Raw genomic sequence first — 13,144 nt, 5'->3', positions numbered from 1 at the left:
GCCCTACAAAGATAAGGCGAAACCGTGACCCTTCACCTCCAAGCTGCGGGCCTGGCCTGCGAGCGCGACTGGCGCCTGCTGTTCGAGCAGCTCGATTTCGAGCTGGGCGCCGGCGACATGCTGCAGATCAGCGGCCCCAACGGCAGCGGCAAGACCAGTTTGCTGCGGCTGCTGGCCGGGTTGATGCAACCCACCGCCGGGCAGATATTGCTGGGCGGCAAGCCCCTGGCCGAGCAGCGCCATGCCCTGGCCAGCATTCTGCTGTGGATCGGTCACGCCGCAGGCATCAAGGACCTGCTCACCGCCGAGGAAAACCTCACCTGGCTGTGCGCCCTGCACCAGCCGGCCAGCCGCGAGGCGATCTGGGCGGCGCTGGAGGCTGTCGGTTTGCGCGGTTTCGAAGACGTACCCTGCCATACCCTGTCGGCCGGTCAGCAGCGCCGCGTGGCCCTGGCCCGGCTGCACCTGGCCAGCCCGCCGCTGTGGATTCTCGACGAGCCGTTCACTGCCCTGGACAAGCAAGGCGTAGCGCAGCTCGAAGCGCACCTGGCGGCCCACTGCGAGCAGGGCGGCACGGTGGTGCTGACCACCCACCATACGCTGGAACGCAAGCCCTCCGGTTACCGTGAACTGAACCTGGGGCAATGGGCGGCATGAGCGTATTCATCCTGTTGTCGCGTCGCGAAGCGCGCCTGCTGTTCCGTCGTCCTGCCGAGCTGGCCAACCCGCTGGTGTTCTTCGCCATCGTCGTGGCCATGTTCCCGCTGGCAGTCGGCCCCGAAAGCCAATTGTTGCAAACCTTGTCGCCGGGCCTGGTCTGGGTAGCGGCGCTGCTGGCAGTGCTGCTGTCGCTGGACGGCTTGTTCCGCAGCGATTTCGAGGATGGCTCGCTGGAGCAGTGGGTGCTGTCGCCGCACCCGCTGGCGCTGCTGGTGCTGGCCAAGGTGCTGGCGCACTGGATCTTTTCCGGGCTGGCGCTGGTATTGTTGGCACCGCTACTGGCGCTGATGCTGGGGCTGCCGAGCCATTGCCTGCCGGTGCTGCTCGGCTCCCTGCTGCTGGGCACACCGGTACTGAGCCTGCTGGGCGCGGTAGGTGCGGCGCTGACAGTCGGTCTGAAGCGCGGTGGTTTGTTACTGGCGTTGCTGATTCTGCCGTTGTATATCCCTGTATTGATCCTGGGCAGTGGCGCGTTGCAAGCGGCGTTGCAAAATATGCCCGCAACCGGCCACCTGCTCTGGCTCGCCAGCCTGACGGCCCTGGCCGTTACCCTGGCACCCTTTGCGATAGCGGCCGGCCTGAAGATCAGCGTCGGCGAATAACGAGTCCCGGGCTTTCAAGCCCGGCAAATACCCTGGATGTACCCTGATGAAAATAAGCTGGACGTGGTTCCACAAGCTGGGCTCCCCGAAATGGTTCTATGCCATCAGCGGCCGTATGCTGCCATGGCTGGCCGGCGCTGCCGTGCTCCTGTTGCTGGTCGGTATCACCTGGGGCCTGGCGTTCGCCCCTCAGGACTACCAGCAAGGCAACAGCTTCCGCATCATCTACATTCATGTGCCGGCGGCGATGCTGGCGCAGTCCTGCTACGTGCTGCTGGCGGTCGCCGGGGTAGTGGGGCTGGTGTGGAAGATGAAACTGGCCGACGTCGCCCTGCAATGTGCCGCGCCCATCGGCGCCTGGATGACCGCCGTGGCGCTGGTTACCGGCGCCATCTGGGGCAAGCCGACCTGGGGCAGTTGGTGGGTGTGGGACGCCCGCCTTACGTCCATGCTCATCCTGCTGTTCCTGTACTTCGGCATTATTGCGCTGGGCCAGGCAATCAGTAATCGTGACAGTGCGTCCAAGGCCTGTGCGGTGCTGGCGATTGTCGGAGTGGTCAACATCCCGATCATCAAGTACTCGGTGGAGTGGTGGAACACCCTGCATCAGGGCGCGACCTTCACCCTGACCGAAAAACCGGCGATGCCCGCAGAAATGTGGTTGCCGCTGCTGTGCACGGCGTTGGGTTTCTACTGTTTCTTCGGTGCTGTGCTGTTGCTTCGCATGCGCCTTGAAGTGCTCAAGCGCGAGGCGCGCGCCAGTTGGGTCAGGGACGAAGTGTTGAACAGCCTGGGGCGGAGGAGCGCACAATGAGCTTTGCCACCTTCGGTGATTTTCTCGCCATGGGCCACCATGGCCTGTACGTGTGGTCGGCCTATGGCATCTGCCTGGCGGTGCTGGCGCTGAATGTCGCTGCGCCGCTGTTGGCCCGCCGTCGCTACCTGCAAGAAGAGGCGCGCCGTTTGCGCCGGGAGAACAACCAGTGAATCCGCAGCGCAAGAAACGCCTGTTGCTCATCGTCGGCCTGCTGGCCGGCGTCGGGGTTGCCGTCGGCTTTGCCTTGAGCGCATTGCAGCAGAACATCAACCTGTTCTACACACCGACCCAGATCGCCAACGGCGAAGCGCCGCTGGACACCCGCATCCGTGCTGGCGGCATGGTCGAGAAGGGCTCGGTGCAGCGCTCGTCCGACTCGCTGGACGTGCGCTTTGTGGTCACCGACTTCAACAAGTCGGTGCCAATCACCTACCGCGGCATCCTGCCCGACCTGTTCCGCGAAGGGCAGGGCATCGTCGCCTTGGGCAAGGTCAACGCTGAAGGCGTGGTGGTGGCCGATGAAGTACTGGCCAAGCACGATGAGAAGTACATGCCGCCCGAGGTCAGCAAGGCCCTGAAGGAAAGCGGCCAGGCCGCCACCGGTACGGAGGCCAAGCCATGAATGCGGCACTGGTAATCCCTGAACTCGGCCAGCTGGCGATGATTCTGGCCATCTGCTTTGCCGCCGTGCAGGCCAGTGTGCCGCTGCTCGGCGCCTGGCGTGGCGACAGCCTGTGGATGAGCCTGGCGCGCCCGGCGGCGTGGGGGCAATTCGCCTTCCTGGCCTTTGCCTTCGCCTGTTTGACCCATGCCTTCATGACCGACAACTTCTCCGTCGCCTATGTGGCCAGCAACTCCAACAGCGCCTTGCCGTGGTACTACAAGTTCAGCGCCGTATGGGGCGCCCACGAAGGTTCGTTGCTGCTGTGGGCGTTTATCCTGGGCGGCTGGACCTTTGCCGTGTCGGTGTTCTCGCGTCAGTTGCCGCAGGTGATGCTGGCTCGCGTGCTGGCGGTGATGGGCATGATCAGCGTCGGCTTCCTGAGCTTCCTGATCATCACCTCCAACCCGTTTCAGCGCCTGCTGCCGCAAGTGCCCACCGACGGCCGCGACCTCAACCCGCTGCTGCAGGACTTCGGCCTGATCGTTCACCCGCCGATGCTGTACATGGGCTACGTGGGCTTCTCGGTGGCCTTTGCCTTCGCCATTGCCGCCTTGCTCGGTGGCCGCCTGGACGCTGCCTGGGCGCGCTGGTCGCGGCCTTGGACCATCGTCGCCTGGGCCTTCCTGGGGGTTGGCATCACCCTGGGCTCGTGGTGGGCCTACTATGAGCTGGGCTGGGGTGGCTGGTGGTTCTGGGACCCGGTGGAAAACGCCTCGTTCATGCCCTGGCTGGTGGGCACGGCGCTGATCCACTCGCTGGCGGTGACCGAAAAACGTGGGGTGTTCAAAAGCTGGACCGTGCTGCTGGCTATTGCCGCATTCTCGCTGAGCCTGCTGGGTACCTTCCTGGTGCGCTCTGGCGTGCTGACCTCGGTGCACGCGTTTGCCGCCGACCCGTCGCGGGGCATTTTCATCCTGTTCTTCCTGTTGTTCGTGGTCGGTGGTTCGCTCACCCTCTTCGCCCTGCGCGCACCGGTGGTCAAGAGCCAGGTCGGCTTCGCCCTGTGGTCCCGCGAGACGCTGCTGCTGGCCAACAACCTGGTTCTGGTGGTGGCCGCGTCGATGATTCTGCTCGGCACGCTGTACCCGCTGGTGCTTGATGCCCTGACCGGGGCCAAGCTGTCGGTGGGTCCGCCGTATTTCGATGCCTTGTTCCTGCCGCTGATGGCGCTGCTCATGGTGGTAATGAGCGTGGGCGTGCTGGTGCGCTGGAAGGACACCCCGGGCAAATGGCTGATCAGCATGATCACCCCTGTGCTGATCGGCAGTGCCATCCTTGCCCCGGTTGCCGGTTTTATCGTTGACGACTTCGACTGGCCGACCCTGACCGCCTTCGCCCTGGCGGCCTGGGTGGTACTCGGCGGGCTGCGCGACATCCTCGACAAGACCCGTCACAAAGGCCTGCTGAGGGGCCTGCCTGGCCTGGGGCGTAGCTACTGGGGCATGCAACTGGCACACCTGGGCCTGGCGGTGTGTGCCCTGGGCGTGGTGCTGTCGAGCAACAACAGCGCCGAACGCGACCTGCGCATGGCTCCGGGCGAAAGCGTGGAGCTGGGTGGGTATCACTTCCTGTTCCAGGGCGCCAAGCACTTCGAGGGGCCGAACTTCATCTCCGACAAAGGTACCGTCGTGGTCAGCCGTGATGGCCGTGAAGTGACTACCCTGCACCCGGAAAAGCGCCTGTACACCGTGCAGCAGTCGATGATGACCGAAGCTGGCATCGATGCCGGCTTTACCCGCGACCTTTACGTTGCCCTGGGCGAGCCGCTGGAAAACGGCGCCTGGGCGGTGCGTGTGCACATCAAGCCTTATGTCCGCTGGATCTGGCTGGGCGGTCTGCTGACCGGCCTGGGCGGGTTGCTGGCGGCGCTCGACCGGCGCTACCGCGTCAAGGTCAAGACCCGGGTGCGTGATGCCCTGGGCGTGTCTGGAGCAGCTGCATGAAGCGTTGGATCATGGTAGTCCCCCTGGCAGTGTTCCTGCTGGTGGCGGTGTTTCTCTACAAGGGGCTGTTTCTCAAGCCCGACGAGCTGCCGTCGGCAATGATCGGCAAACCGTTCCCGGTGTTTTCCCTGGCTTCGACCCAGGGCGACCGCACCCTGACCCAGGCCGACTTGCGGGGTCGCCCCGCACTGGTCAACGTGTGGGCCACCTGGTGCCCGTCGTGCAAGGTCGAGCACCCGTACCTGAACCAGCTGGCGCAGCAGGGCGTGGTGATCCACGGGGTCAACTACAAGGACGACAACGCCGCCGCGCAGAAATGGCTGGCCGAGTTCCACAACCCGTACCAGCTGGACATCCGTGACGAGCAGGGCAGCCTGGGCCTGGACCTTGGGGTGTACGGCGCGCCGGAAACCTTCCTGATCGACGCCAAGGGCATCATCCGCTACAAGCACGTAGGCATTGTCGATGCAACTGTCTGGCGTGAGCAGCTGGCGCCGCTGTACCAGGGCTTGGTCGACGAGGCCAGGCCATGAGGCGCTGGCTGGCAGCTGCCGTGCTGGGCATGAGCCTGGCCGGCATGGCCAAGGCGGCCATCGACACGTACCAGTTCCGCGACGACGCCGAGCGCGAACGCTACCAGCAGTTGACCAAGGAACTGCGTTGCCCCAAGTGCCAGAACCAGGACATTGCCGACTCAAACGCGCCGATTGCTGCCGACCTGCGCCGTGAGATCTTCCGCATGCTTGGCGAAGGCAAGAGCAACCAGCAGATCGTCGACTTCATGGTCGACCGCTATGGTGACTTTGTGCGCTACAAACCGGCACTCAGCGGGCGTACCTGGCTGTTGTGGTTCGGCCCGGGCATCCTGTTGGTCGGTGGTTTTGCGGTGCTGGCGGTGATCGTACGCCGACGCCGTGGTACGGCTTTGCCGGGCAACAATGAGCTTTCCGTCGAAGAACGCGAGCGACTCGCCAAACTGCTGGAAAAAGAACAGACCCATGACTGAATTCTGGCTTAGCGCGGGCCTGCTGCTGCTCGCCGCCCTCAGCTTTTTGCTGATCCCGATCCTGCGTGGCCGTGGCCGCCAGCAGGAAGAAGACCGTACCGCCCTGAACGTGGCCCTGTACCAGGAGCGCGTCGCCGAACTGGCTGCCCAGCAGGCTGCCGGTGTGCTCGATGCGGCGCAGTTGACCAAGGGCCGTGACGAGGCTGCCCGTGAGCTGCTGGCCGATACCGAAGGCGCCGAAGCCCCGCGCCAGGGCCATCTGGGCAAAGCCCTGCCGCTGCTGGCTGCAGTGCTGGTACCGCTGATGGCGCTGGGGCTGTACCTGCATTTTGGCGCCGCAGACAAAGTGGCGCTGACCCAGGAATTCGCCGAGGCGCCCAAGTCGATGGAAGAAATGACCACGCGCCTGGAGCGTGTGGTCCAGGCCCAGCCGGAGTCTGCAGAGGCCCTGTACTTCCTGGGCCGTGCCTACATGGCCGAGCAGCGCCCGGCCGATGCTGCGCGTACCTTCGAGCGTTCGGTCGCCTTGGCTGGCCGCCAGCCCGAGCTGCTCGGCCAGTGGGCCCAGGCCCTGTACTTTGCCGCCGACAAGCAGTGGAACCCGCAGTTGCAGGCACTGACGGATGAAGCGCTGAAGGCCGACCCCAACGAAGTGACCAGCCTGGGCCTGCGCGGTATTGCTGCCTTCGAAGGCGAGCGTTACCAGGAAGCCATCGACTACTGGAAGCGCCTGCTGGCGCAACTGCCGGAAGGCGATGCCTCGCGTGCGGCCCTTCAAGGCGGCATCGACCGCGCTGCCGAACGCCTGGGTGGCCCGGCAGGGCAGGCTGCAGAGCCCGCGCCGGTGGCTGCGCGGCTGAAAGTACGGGTGGAACTGGCGGCGGCACTGAAGGACAAGGTAAAACCGGACGATACGGTGTTCATCTTCGCTCGCGCCAGCAATGGCCCGCCCATGCCGTTGGCAGCCAAGCGGGTGACGGTGGCGCAGTTGCCGATCGAAGTGGAGTTGTCCGATGCTGACGCGATGATGCCGCAGATGAAACTGTCGCAATTTGCCGAAGTCCAACTGGTTGCACGTGTTTCCCGCGCTGGCCAGCCTACCCGCGGCGAGTGGATTGGCCAGGGCGCGCCGTTGCCCAGTGCCACCCAGGCTACCCAGCACCTGACCATCGACAGCCCAGACCCGTAAGAGAGCAAAGCCATGCATAGCACCGTCCGCCTGACCCTGATCACCCTGGCCCTGGGTTTGTCTGCGTGTACGGTGCACCAGCCGTATGAACAGCCGGCACCACCGATCGAGCGCGTGCCGCCGCAAGGGCCGGTGGTCAAGCCGTTGCCGGGTGGGCAGCCGTCCACCCAGCCGAGCAAACCGGCGGCGATACCCAAGCCGATGCCGCGCACCTCGGCCAGCTTTGCGCCACCACCTGGCGGGGCGAGCCACTGGGACCCCAAGCTGGGTGTGTATGTACTGGAGAAGCAGCCCAATACCTTCTACCGGCAGCGTACGTACTATCGGTTTGATAATGGCTGGAGCTGGTCGCTGAGCCCCAATGGGCCCTGGCAGGATACTGACAGCAGTGGCGTGCCGGGTGGGTTAGGGCGAGCGTTCGCCCAGTAGTGGGCTTTTCCGGGTCCGTCTTGAGTTATTTGGGTGTTCGAGATTGAGCGCCGCCCGCGCGGCGCATCGCGAGCGAAGCTCGCTCCTACGTTTGTTTCGGGCCAATTATTCCTGTGGGATTTGCGCGCGAACGCCTTGGTGCATGGCTCGATATCGCGTTGTACAAACAAGGCGGTCGCGCGCGCCTGCCACAGGCGTAACTGGCCCGAAACAAACGTAGGAGCGAGCGCAGCTCGCGATGCGCCGCGCGGGCGGCGCTCGATCTCCCATGCACCGCATCTCTAACGCCGGACTCCCGGCCGTTACGCTATCTCATTTCCCACTCCACCAATACAGTACAATTTTCCGCGCAATTACCGATTGACTGTACTGCACGGTGATTCCGCATAATGCCCCTTCAACATTGGGAGGTGGCATGCGCAAGACAGTCCTGGTACTGGTAGAAACCGTCGACGATTACCTGCCCATGCTGGAGCAGGCCGGTTACCGCCTGATCCGCGCCCCCTCGCCGCAACTGCGCGCCGACGCCATCCAGCGCCACGCCAGTGAAATCGATGCCGTGCTCACTCGCGGCCCGCTGGGGCTGACTGCCGCAGAAATCGACGCATTGCCCAAGTTGCAGATCATCTGCGTGATCGGTGCCGGTTACGAACAAGTCGACCTGGCTGCCGCCACCGCCCGCGGCATCACCGTTACCAACGGCGCGGGTGCCAATGCCAGCGCGGTCGCCGACCACACCCTGGCGCTGTTGCTGGCGCTGCTGCGCGACATTCCCCGTGCTGACGCCAGCACCCGCCGCGGCGAGTGGAACCGGGTAATCAGCCCGTCGGTGAGTGGCAAGCGCCTGGGCATTCTTGGCCTGGGGGCGGTGGGGCAAGCCATTGCCAAGCGCGCCAACCTGGGCTTCGACATGCCCGTCAGCTACCACAGCCGCACGCCGCGCGAAGATGTGCCTTACACCTGGTACGACAGCCCGCTCCACCTGGCCGAAGCTGTCGACATCATGGTCGTGGCCACTCCCGGTGGCGCCAATACCCAGCATCTGGTCGATGCCCAGGTACTAGAGGCGCTGGGCGGCAAGGGCTATCTGGTGAATATCGCCCGGGCTAGCGTGGTCGACACCGACGCCCTGGTGGCCGCCCTGGAGCAAGGCAAGCTGGCCGGCGCCGCCCTGGACGTATTCGACGACGAACCGGCGGTGCCGGATGCTCTCAAGGCTATGGCCAACACGGTGCTCACACCCCACGTGGCCGGCCAGTCGCCGGAGGCCGCGCGCGATACCGTGACCCTGGTGCTGCACAACCTGCAGGCATTCTTTGCCGGTGAACCAGTACTGACCCCGGTGAGCCGGTAACCCTTTCAGACATCTGCCTGGCAAATCCCGGGCAACAAGGAGTGTGTGCATGCAACTCGAAATCTTCCAGGTCGATGCCTTTTCCGCTGAACCGTTCGGTGGCAACCCGGCGGCGGTGATCCCGCTCCAAGCCTGGCTGCCGGACGATGTGCTGCAGCGCATTGCCGAAGAAAACAACCTGTCGGAAACCGCCTATTTCGTGCGCAACGGCGAAACCTTCGACCTGCGCTGGTTCACCCCGACCGTAGAAGTCGACCTGTGCGGCCACGCCACCCTGGCGTCGGCTTATGTGCTGTTCGAGCAGCTGGGTGAGCAGGCGCAGGTACTGCGCTTCAACACCCGCAGTGGTGAATTGCGTGTCAGCCGTGGCACTGACGGGCTGCTGGCCATGGATTTCCCGGCCAAGCAGCCGGCCGTCGTGGAAACCCCGGTGGGCCTGCTGCAAGCGCTAGGCCTGACCCAGGCACAGGCGGTGTACCGCAGCGATGACTATGTAGTAGTGATTGATGACGCCCTGTTGCTCGATACGCTGAAGCCGGACTTTGTAGCGCTGTCGGCCTTCGACGTGCGTGGTATTGCCGTGACGGCGGCAGGGCGTGGCTTTGATTTCGTCACCCGCTGGTTCGGCCCACGGGTTGGCGTGAATGAAGACCCGGTCACCGGCTCGGCACACACCTCGCTGGCGCCAGTGTGGGCTGACCGCCTGGGCAAGCAGTTGCTGAGCTGCGAGCAGGGCGGGGCACGCAAAGGCCAGCTGCTGTGTGAGGTACCGGGCAATGGCCGGGTGATCATCAGCGGGCGAGCGGCGTTGTACCTGCGCGGCACTGTGTACATCTGAAGCTTCACGCGATCCTTTGTAGGCGCGTTGCAGCTGGCATCTATAATTGCTGGCCCAACCCTCGCTAAAGGAACCAGCCATGGCCATGGAAAAACAAGGTACCTGCCTGTGCGGCGCCACCACGCTCAAGGTCACCGTCGACAACACTCATATCAGCGCATGCCATTGCAGCATGTGCCGCAAGTGGACCGGCGGGCCGTTGCTGGTGGTGCATTGCAGCCAGCCACCGGTGATCGAAGGGCGTGCCCCCAGTGTCTATGACTCGTCCGACTGGGCCCAGCGAGGGTTTTGCGGCCAATGCGGCACGCACCTGTATTACCGGCTGAAGGCCAACGACTTCCATGCAGTGCCGGTCGGCCTGCTGGATGGGGATCAGGAATGGGATTTCGATCTTCAGATTTTTGTCGAGCAGAAGCCCGCCTGGTACTGTTTTGCCAACCACACCAAAGAGCTGACCGGCCAAGAGGTGTTTGAGCAGAACAGCTAATCGTGTGCCGTCGATCCTGCTTGCCAAACCGGTGCATTCCTGAGAAAAGGGCGGCTTTGTTTCCAGCGTTGGAGTGTGCCCGTGAGCCAAGAACTGCAGATAATCGACCTGGTCGAGGGTGAAGGCAAAGCTGCCGTCAAAGGCGCCCTGATCACCACCCAGTACACCGGCTGGCTGGCCGATGGCAGCGAGTTCGATTCATCCTGGTCACGCGGCAAGCCGTTCCAGTGCGTGATTGGTACCGGTCGAGTGATCAAGGGGTGGGACCAGGGCCTGATGGGCATGCGCGTTGGCGGCAAGCGCAAACTGCAGGTTCCTGCACACCTGGGCTATGGCGAGCGCAGTGTGGGGGCGATACCGCCTGGCTCGGACCTGACCTTTGAGATCGAATTGCTGGAAGTGCTGACGCGGGATGATTGAGGAAAAGGACTACACGCGCTGTCGGCGCGTGTCTGATTGAGGGGCGATTCACAGCCAGTTAAGCTTGCCCACTCAACAAGCGAGAGGGGAGCAATTCCATGAAGTCGCATTTTTCCTCGAGGGTGGTACGCGAAGCTAACGCTTTGCTAGTTGCATCAGGTGCACGTATGGAAATTTCGCTACCGCGTGAACTGGCCAGCGTGATCACTAACCCGCGGAAGACCCGTTCGGAACTGAAGGCAGCCTTTACAGCCGCGTACTTCCGCCTGCGCAAGGGGGTGAAAGCCTTATGGCGGACGGCTGCTACAACCACATCTACTCTGTGCTTGTAGAAAATGAGCAAGATACGCTCGGTATCATTGCCTATTCGTTATACAAGCGGCAGAAAATCGAATTCATCCAGGCTTTCAAAACAAAGCATGATCGGGAGCCCAAAGATGAAGACTTGGCTCTCATCGAACAGGTGTTTGATGTCACCATCATCGACTCTGTCCCTGCGAGCGAAGCTGCAGGAGCACTGTGACGGCTACTCCTCAGAGTGATTAGTCGAGACTGGACATAATTCAGCAACACCCATCCCCTAACCTAGGCCTTGCCCAGGGAACGGCATCCACCTCCAGGGAGGAACCAAACGGGTTCAGGGCACTCTGACCCTCACTCGTTGCCAAGGATGGCATTCACTACAAGGGCGCCCTGCCGCTGACAGGGCGATGTGGCGGGTCAACCCGATTTTCTCTGCCACACGAGCCTGCCTTGATGAAGTTGCCAACATTCTTCCGCCGTCGTCGCCATTTGCTGCTGAGCCTGGTACTCACGGCCGTCGCCGTGCCGCTGGCGCTGGAGGCTGTCGAAAGCCGGGCTGAACCGGTGGATGGCACCCAGACCCTGGTGTTCTTGCGCCATGCCGAGAAACCGGGTGAGGGGCTTGGCCAATTGAACTGCCAGGGCCTCAACCGCGCACTGGACCTGGCAACCTTGCTGCCGGAGCGCTTCGGCAATGCCGACTACGTGTTTGCCGCCAACCCTTCGCGGCAAGTCGAAGAAGGCAGCAAGGACGAGAGCTACAGCTACATTCGCCCGCTGATGACCATCACCCCCAGCGCCATCCGCCTCGGCTTGCCGGTGAATATCGACTACGGTGCCAACGACACCGAGGAACTGGCCGATGAGTTGCTGAGCGACAAATACCGCAATGCGACCGTCTATACCGCTTGGTCCCACGGCTACCTGCCTGAACTGATCAACACGGTGGCCGGCAAGGCCTTGGGTGAAGAGCAGGTGATCACCCAGGACTGGAGCGGCGATGACTTCGACACCCTCTATGTACTGACCCTGACCTGGCACGACGGCAAGGCCAGCCTGCTCAGCCGCAACGTACGCCAGGGCCTGAATGACGGTGCGCATAGCTGCCCGACCTGATCCGCTGGTACTGTTTGGCCAGGAAGCCGGAACAGGGAAGGGTGATGAAGCAGCGGGTAACGGTAATCGGTGGCGGGGTGGTTGGCCTGGCAACGGCCTACGCGCTTGTTCGTGAAGGGTGGTCGGTTGATTTGATCGAGGCCCGTGACAGCCTGGCGTCGGCCACCAGCTTCGCCAATGGCGGGCAATTGTCCTATCGCTATGTGGCACCGCTGGCTGATGCCGGGGTGCCTTGGCAGGCACTGGGTTGGCTATTGCAGGGCGAGTCGCCGCTGCGCCTGCGCTTGCGTCTGGACCCGGCGCAGTGGCGCTGGCTGCTGGCGTTCACCTTGGCATGCCGGCGCAGCGTCAATCGCCGTAATGCCGGGCAACTGCTGGAGCTGGCGCTGCGCAGCCAAGCCGTTCTGGCGCAGTGGCGCGACAGCCAGAACTTTGGTGATTTTGCCTGGCGGCGCAATGGCAAGCTGGTGGCCTTTCGCAGCGAACGGGCCTTTGCCCATGGCCGGGCGCAATTGACCGACCCGGCCAGCCAGCGGGTGCTGGCGGCCTCCGAGTTGCGCGCGCTGGACCCTGCGCTGGAGGGCGCACCGTTTGTGGGTGGCGTGTTCACAGCGGATGAAGAGGTTGGCGACTGTCACTTGTTCTGCCAGCGCCTGGAGGCACTGTTGCGCGCTTCGGGGCAATGCCGTTTCCTGCTTGGTCGGCCAGTGACGCAGCTGGTACGGCGCCAGGACCAGGTCGTAGCGCTGCAACTAGGCAATGAGCAACTGGACGTGGAGCAGTTGGTGCTGTGTGCGGGGCATCGTGGCCCAGGCTTGGCATTACCGGGGGTGCAGATACCGGTGTATCCGCTTAAGGGCTACAGCCTGACGGCACCCATCAGCGCCGGGCATCGGCCGCCGGAGGTGAGCCTTACCGACTATGAACGCAAGATCGTCTATGCCCGCCTGGGGCAGCAGCTACGGGTGGCGGCGATGGTGGACATTGTCGGCTTCGACGAGTCGGTGGAAAAGCGCAGGTTGCAGAGCATGCGGCGGCTGGCGTTGGAGACATTGCCCATGGCTGCGGATTATGGCCAGGCGGTGGAGTGGGCGGGCATGCGCCCGGCGACACCGACCGGGGTGCCGATCATAGGGGGGACGGTGTATCGCAACCTGTGGCTGAACCTGGGGCATGGGGCATTGGGGTTTACCCTGGCCTGTGGCAGTGCGCAGCGCCTGGTCGAAATGATGGGTTGATAGCACTGGCCTCTTCGC

At 63.6% G+C, this 13,144-nt stretch carries 17 protein-coding genes; all 17 read left to right on the top strand.

Going from position 1 to position 13,144, the window contains the following annotated elements:
- The first annotated feature begins 24 nt into the window (after nucleotides 1–24).
- The 17 genes from ccmA (at nucleotide 25) to MRBLPB4O_RS20145 (ending at nucleotide 13,126) form a co-directional block, all read left to right on the top strand.
- A complete protein-coding gene (gene ccmA, locus MRBLPB4O_RS20225) occupies nucleotides 25–657 on the top strand; it encodes a cytochrome c biogenesis heme-transporting ATPase CcmA (RefSeq protein WP_043197171.1) in 633 nt (210 codons plus the stop codon).
- Nucleotides 654–1,322 (top strand): heme exporter protein CcmB, encoded by a 669-nt coding sequence (gene ccmB, locus MRBLPB4O_RS20220; RefSeq protein ID WP_341796411.1) that lies wholly within the window; start codon nucleotides 654–656, stop codon nucleotides 1,320–1,322. The genes ccmA and ccmB overlap by 4 nt, the downstream gene beginning before the upstream one ends.
- 46 nt (nucleotides 1,323–1,368) lie before the next feature.
- Nucleotides 1,369–2,136, top strand: coding sequence for a heme ABC transporter permease (locus tag MRBLPB4O_RS20215; RefSeq protein WP_016498579.1), 768 nt, complete (start codon nucleotides 1,369–1,371; stop codon nucleotides 2,134–2,136).
- Nucleotides 2,133–2,309: a heme exporter protein CcmD gene (ccmD, locus tag MRBLPB4O_RS20210; protein ID WP_012273475.1), complete on the top strand. Its 177-nt coding sequence runs from the start codon at nucleotides 2,133–2,135 to the stop codon at nucleotides 2,307–2,309. The genes MRBLPB4O_RS20215 and ccmD overlap by 4 nt, the downstream gene beginning before the upstream one ends.
- Nucleotides 2,306–2,761, top strand: coding sequence for a cytochrome c maturation protein CcmE (ccmE, locus tag MRBLPB4O_RS20205; protein WP_341796410.1), 456 nt, complete (start codon nucleotides 2,306–2,308; stop codon nucleotides 2,759–2,761). The genes ccmD and ccmE overlap by 4 nt, the downstream gene beginning before the upstream one ends.
- Nucleotides 2,758–4,746, top strand: a complete 1,989-nt coding sequence (locus MRBLPB4O_RS20200; RefSeq protein WP_341796409.1) for a heme lyase CcmF/NrfE family subunit — start codon at nucleotides 2,758–2,760, stop codon at nucleotides 4,744–4,746. The genes ccmE and MRBLPB4O_RS20200 overlap by 4 nt, the downstream gene beginning before the upstream one ends.
- Complete coding sequence (locus tag MRBLPB4O_RS20195; protein WP_341796408.1) at nucleotides 4,743–5,279, top strand: DsbE family thiol:disulfide interchange protein; 537 nt, start codon at nucleotides 4,743–4,745, stop codon at nucleotides 5,277–5,279. Before MRBLPB4O_RS20200 ends, MRBLPB4O_RS20195 begins: the two co-directional genes overlap by 4 nt.
- Nucleotides 5,276–5,752, top strand: a complete 477-nt coding sequence (locus tag MRBLPB4O_RS20190; protein ID WP_341796407.1) for a cytochrome c-type biogenesis protein — start codon at nucleotides 5,276–5,278, stop codon at nucleotides 5,750–5,752. Before MRBLPB4O_RS20195 ends, MRBLPB4O_RS20190 begins: the two co-directional genes overlap by 4 nt.
- Nucleotides 5,745–6,941: a c-type cytochrome biogenesis protein CcmI gene (ccmI, locus tag MRBLPB4O_RS20185; RefSeq protein ID WP_341796406.1), complete on the top strand. Its 1,197-nt coding sequence runs from the start codon at nucleotides 5,745–5,747 to the stop codon at nucleotides 6,939–6,941. Before MRBLPB4O_RS20190 ends, ccmI begins: the two co-directional genes overlap by 8 nt.
- A gap of 12 nt (nucleotides 6,942–6,953) precedes the next feature.
- The gene (locus MRBLPB4O_RS20180) at nucleotides 6,954–7,370 is read left to right on the top strand and encodes a hypothetical protein (RefSeq protein ID WP_016488394.1); all 417 of its coding nucleotides are present in this window, start codon (nucleotides 6,954–6,956) and stop codon (nucleotides 7,368–7,370) included.
- A 415-nt stretch (nucleotides 7,371–7,785) separates the two neighbouring features.
- The gene (locus tag MRBLPB4O_RS20175; RefSeq protein ID WP_341796405.1) at nucleotides 7,786–8,724 is read left to right on the top strand and encodes a 2-hydroxyacid dehydrogenase; all 939 of its coding nucleotides are present in this window, start codon (nucleotides 7,786–7,788) and stop codon (nucleotides 8,722–8,724) included.
- Nucleotides 8,725–8,773: 49 nt separating this feature from the next.
- On the top strand, nucleotides 8,774–9,562 hold the full coding sequence (locus MRBLPB4O_RS20170; RefSeq protein ID WP_341796404.1) for a PhzF family phenazine biosynthesis protein: 789 nt from the start codon (nucleotides 8,774–8,776) through the stop codon (nucleotides 9,560–9,562).
- Nucleotides 9,563–9,641: 79 nt separating this feature from the next.
- Nucleotides 9,642–10,049 (top strand): GFA family protein, encoded by a 408-nt coding sequence (locus MRBLPB4O_RS20165; protein WP_016498587.1) that lies wholly within the window; start codon nucleotides 9,642–9,644, stop codon nucleotides 10,047–10,049.
- A gap of 81 nt (nucleotides 10,050–10,130) precedes the next feature.
- Nucleotides 10,131–10,469 (top strand): FKBP-type peptidyl-prolyl cis-trans isomerase, encoded by a 339-nt coding sequence (locus MRBLPB4O_RS20160; protein WP_016488389.1) that lies wholly within the window; start codon nucleotides 10,131–10,133, stop codon nucleotides 10,467–10,469.
- Nucleotides 10,470–10,758: 289 nt separating this feature from the next.
- Entirely contained in the window at nucleotides 10,759–10,992 is a 234-nt protein-coding gene (locus MRBLPB4O_RS20155) for a hypothetical protein (RefSeq protein ID WP_341796403.1), read from the top strand.
- A 233-nt stretch (nucleotides 10,993–11,225) separates the two neighbouring features.
- On the top strand, nucleotides 11,226–11,888 hold the full coding sequence (locus tag MRBLPB4O_RS20150; protein ID WP_341796402.1) for a histidine phosphatase family protein: 663 nt from the start codon (nucleotides 11,226–11,228) through the stop codon (nucleotides 11,886–11,888).
- 44 nt (nucleotides 11,889–11,932) lie between these two features.
- A complete protein-coding gene (locus MRBLPB4O_RS20145) occupies nucleotides 11,933–13,126 on the top strand; it encodes a D-amino acid dehydrogenase (RefSeq protein WP_341796401.1) in 1,194 nt (397 codons plus the stop codon).
- Nucleotides 13,127–13,144: the final 18 nt, after the last annotated feature.

Origin of the sequence: Pseudomonas sp. LPB4.O (genome assembly GCF_038383825.1) — a bacterium.
Taxonomy (GTDB): domain Bacteria; phylum Pseudomonadota; class Gammaproteobacteria; order Pseudomonadales; family Pseudomonadaceae; genus Aquipseudomonas; species Aquipseudomonas putida.
The sequence above is the reverse complement of the archived record's forward strand: the minus strand, read 5'-3'. Positions and strand labels throughout refer to the sequence as shown.

Coding starts and splice junctions, on each gene's coding strand:
- MRBLPB4O_RS20190 (WP_341796407.1), top strand. CDS start 5,276: ATGAGGCGCTGGCTGGCAGCTGCCGTGCTGGGCATGAGCCTGGCCGGC.
- MRBLPB4O_RS20145 (WP_341796401.1), top strand. CDS start 11,933: ATGAAGCAGCGGGTAACGGTAATCGGTGGCGGGGTGGTTGGCCTGGCA.
- MRBLPB4O_RS20155 (WP_341796403.1), top strand. CDS start 10,759: ATGGCGGACGGCTGCTACAACCACATCTACTCTGTGCTTGTAGAAAAT.
- ccmB (WP_341796411.1), top strand. CDS start 654: ATGAGCGTATTCATCCTGTTGTCGCGTCGCGAAGCGCGCCTGCTGTTC.
- MRBLPB4O_RS20175 (WP_341796405.1), top strand. CDS start 7,786: ATGCGCAAGACAGTCCTGGTACTGGTAGAAACCGTCGACGATTACCTG.
- MRBLPB4O_RS20150 (WP_341796402.1), top strand. CDS start 11,226: ATGAAGTTGCCAACATTCTTCCGCCGTCGTCGCCATTTGCTGCTGAGC.
- MRBLPB4O_RS20180 (WP_016488394.1), top strand. CDS start 6,954: ATGCATAGCACCGTCCGCCTGACCCTGATCACCCTGGCCCTGGGTTTG.
- MRBLPB4O_RS20165 (WP_016498587.1), top strand. CDS start 9,642: ATGGCCATGGAAAAACAAGGTACCTGCCTGTGCGGCGCCACCACGCTC.
- MRBLPB4O_RS20215 (WP_016498579.1), top strand. CDS start 1,369: ATGAAAATAAGCTGGACGTGGTTCCACAAGCTGGGCTCCCCGAAATGG.
- MRBLPB4O_RS20200 (WP_341796409.1), top strand. CDS start 2,758: ATGAATGCGGCACTGGTAATCCCTGAACTCGGCCAGCTGGCGATGATT.
- ccmD (WP_012273475.1), top strand. CDS start 2,133: ATGAGCTTTGCCACCTTCGGTGATTTTCTCGCCATGGGCCACCATGGC.
- ccmI (WP_341796406.1), top strand. CDS start 5,745: ATGACTGAATTCTGGCTTAGCGCGGGCCTGCTGCTGCTCGCCGCCCTC.
- MRBLPB4O_RS20195 (WP_341796408.1), top strand. CDS start 4,743: ATGAAGCGTTGGATCATGGTAGTCCCCCTGGCAGTGTTCCTGCTGGTG.
- MRBLPB4O_RS20170 (WP_341796404.1), top strand. CDS start 8,774: ATGCAACTCGAAATCTTCCAGGTCGATGCCTTTTCCGCTGAACCGTTC.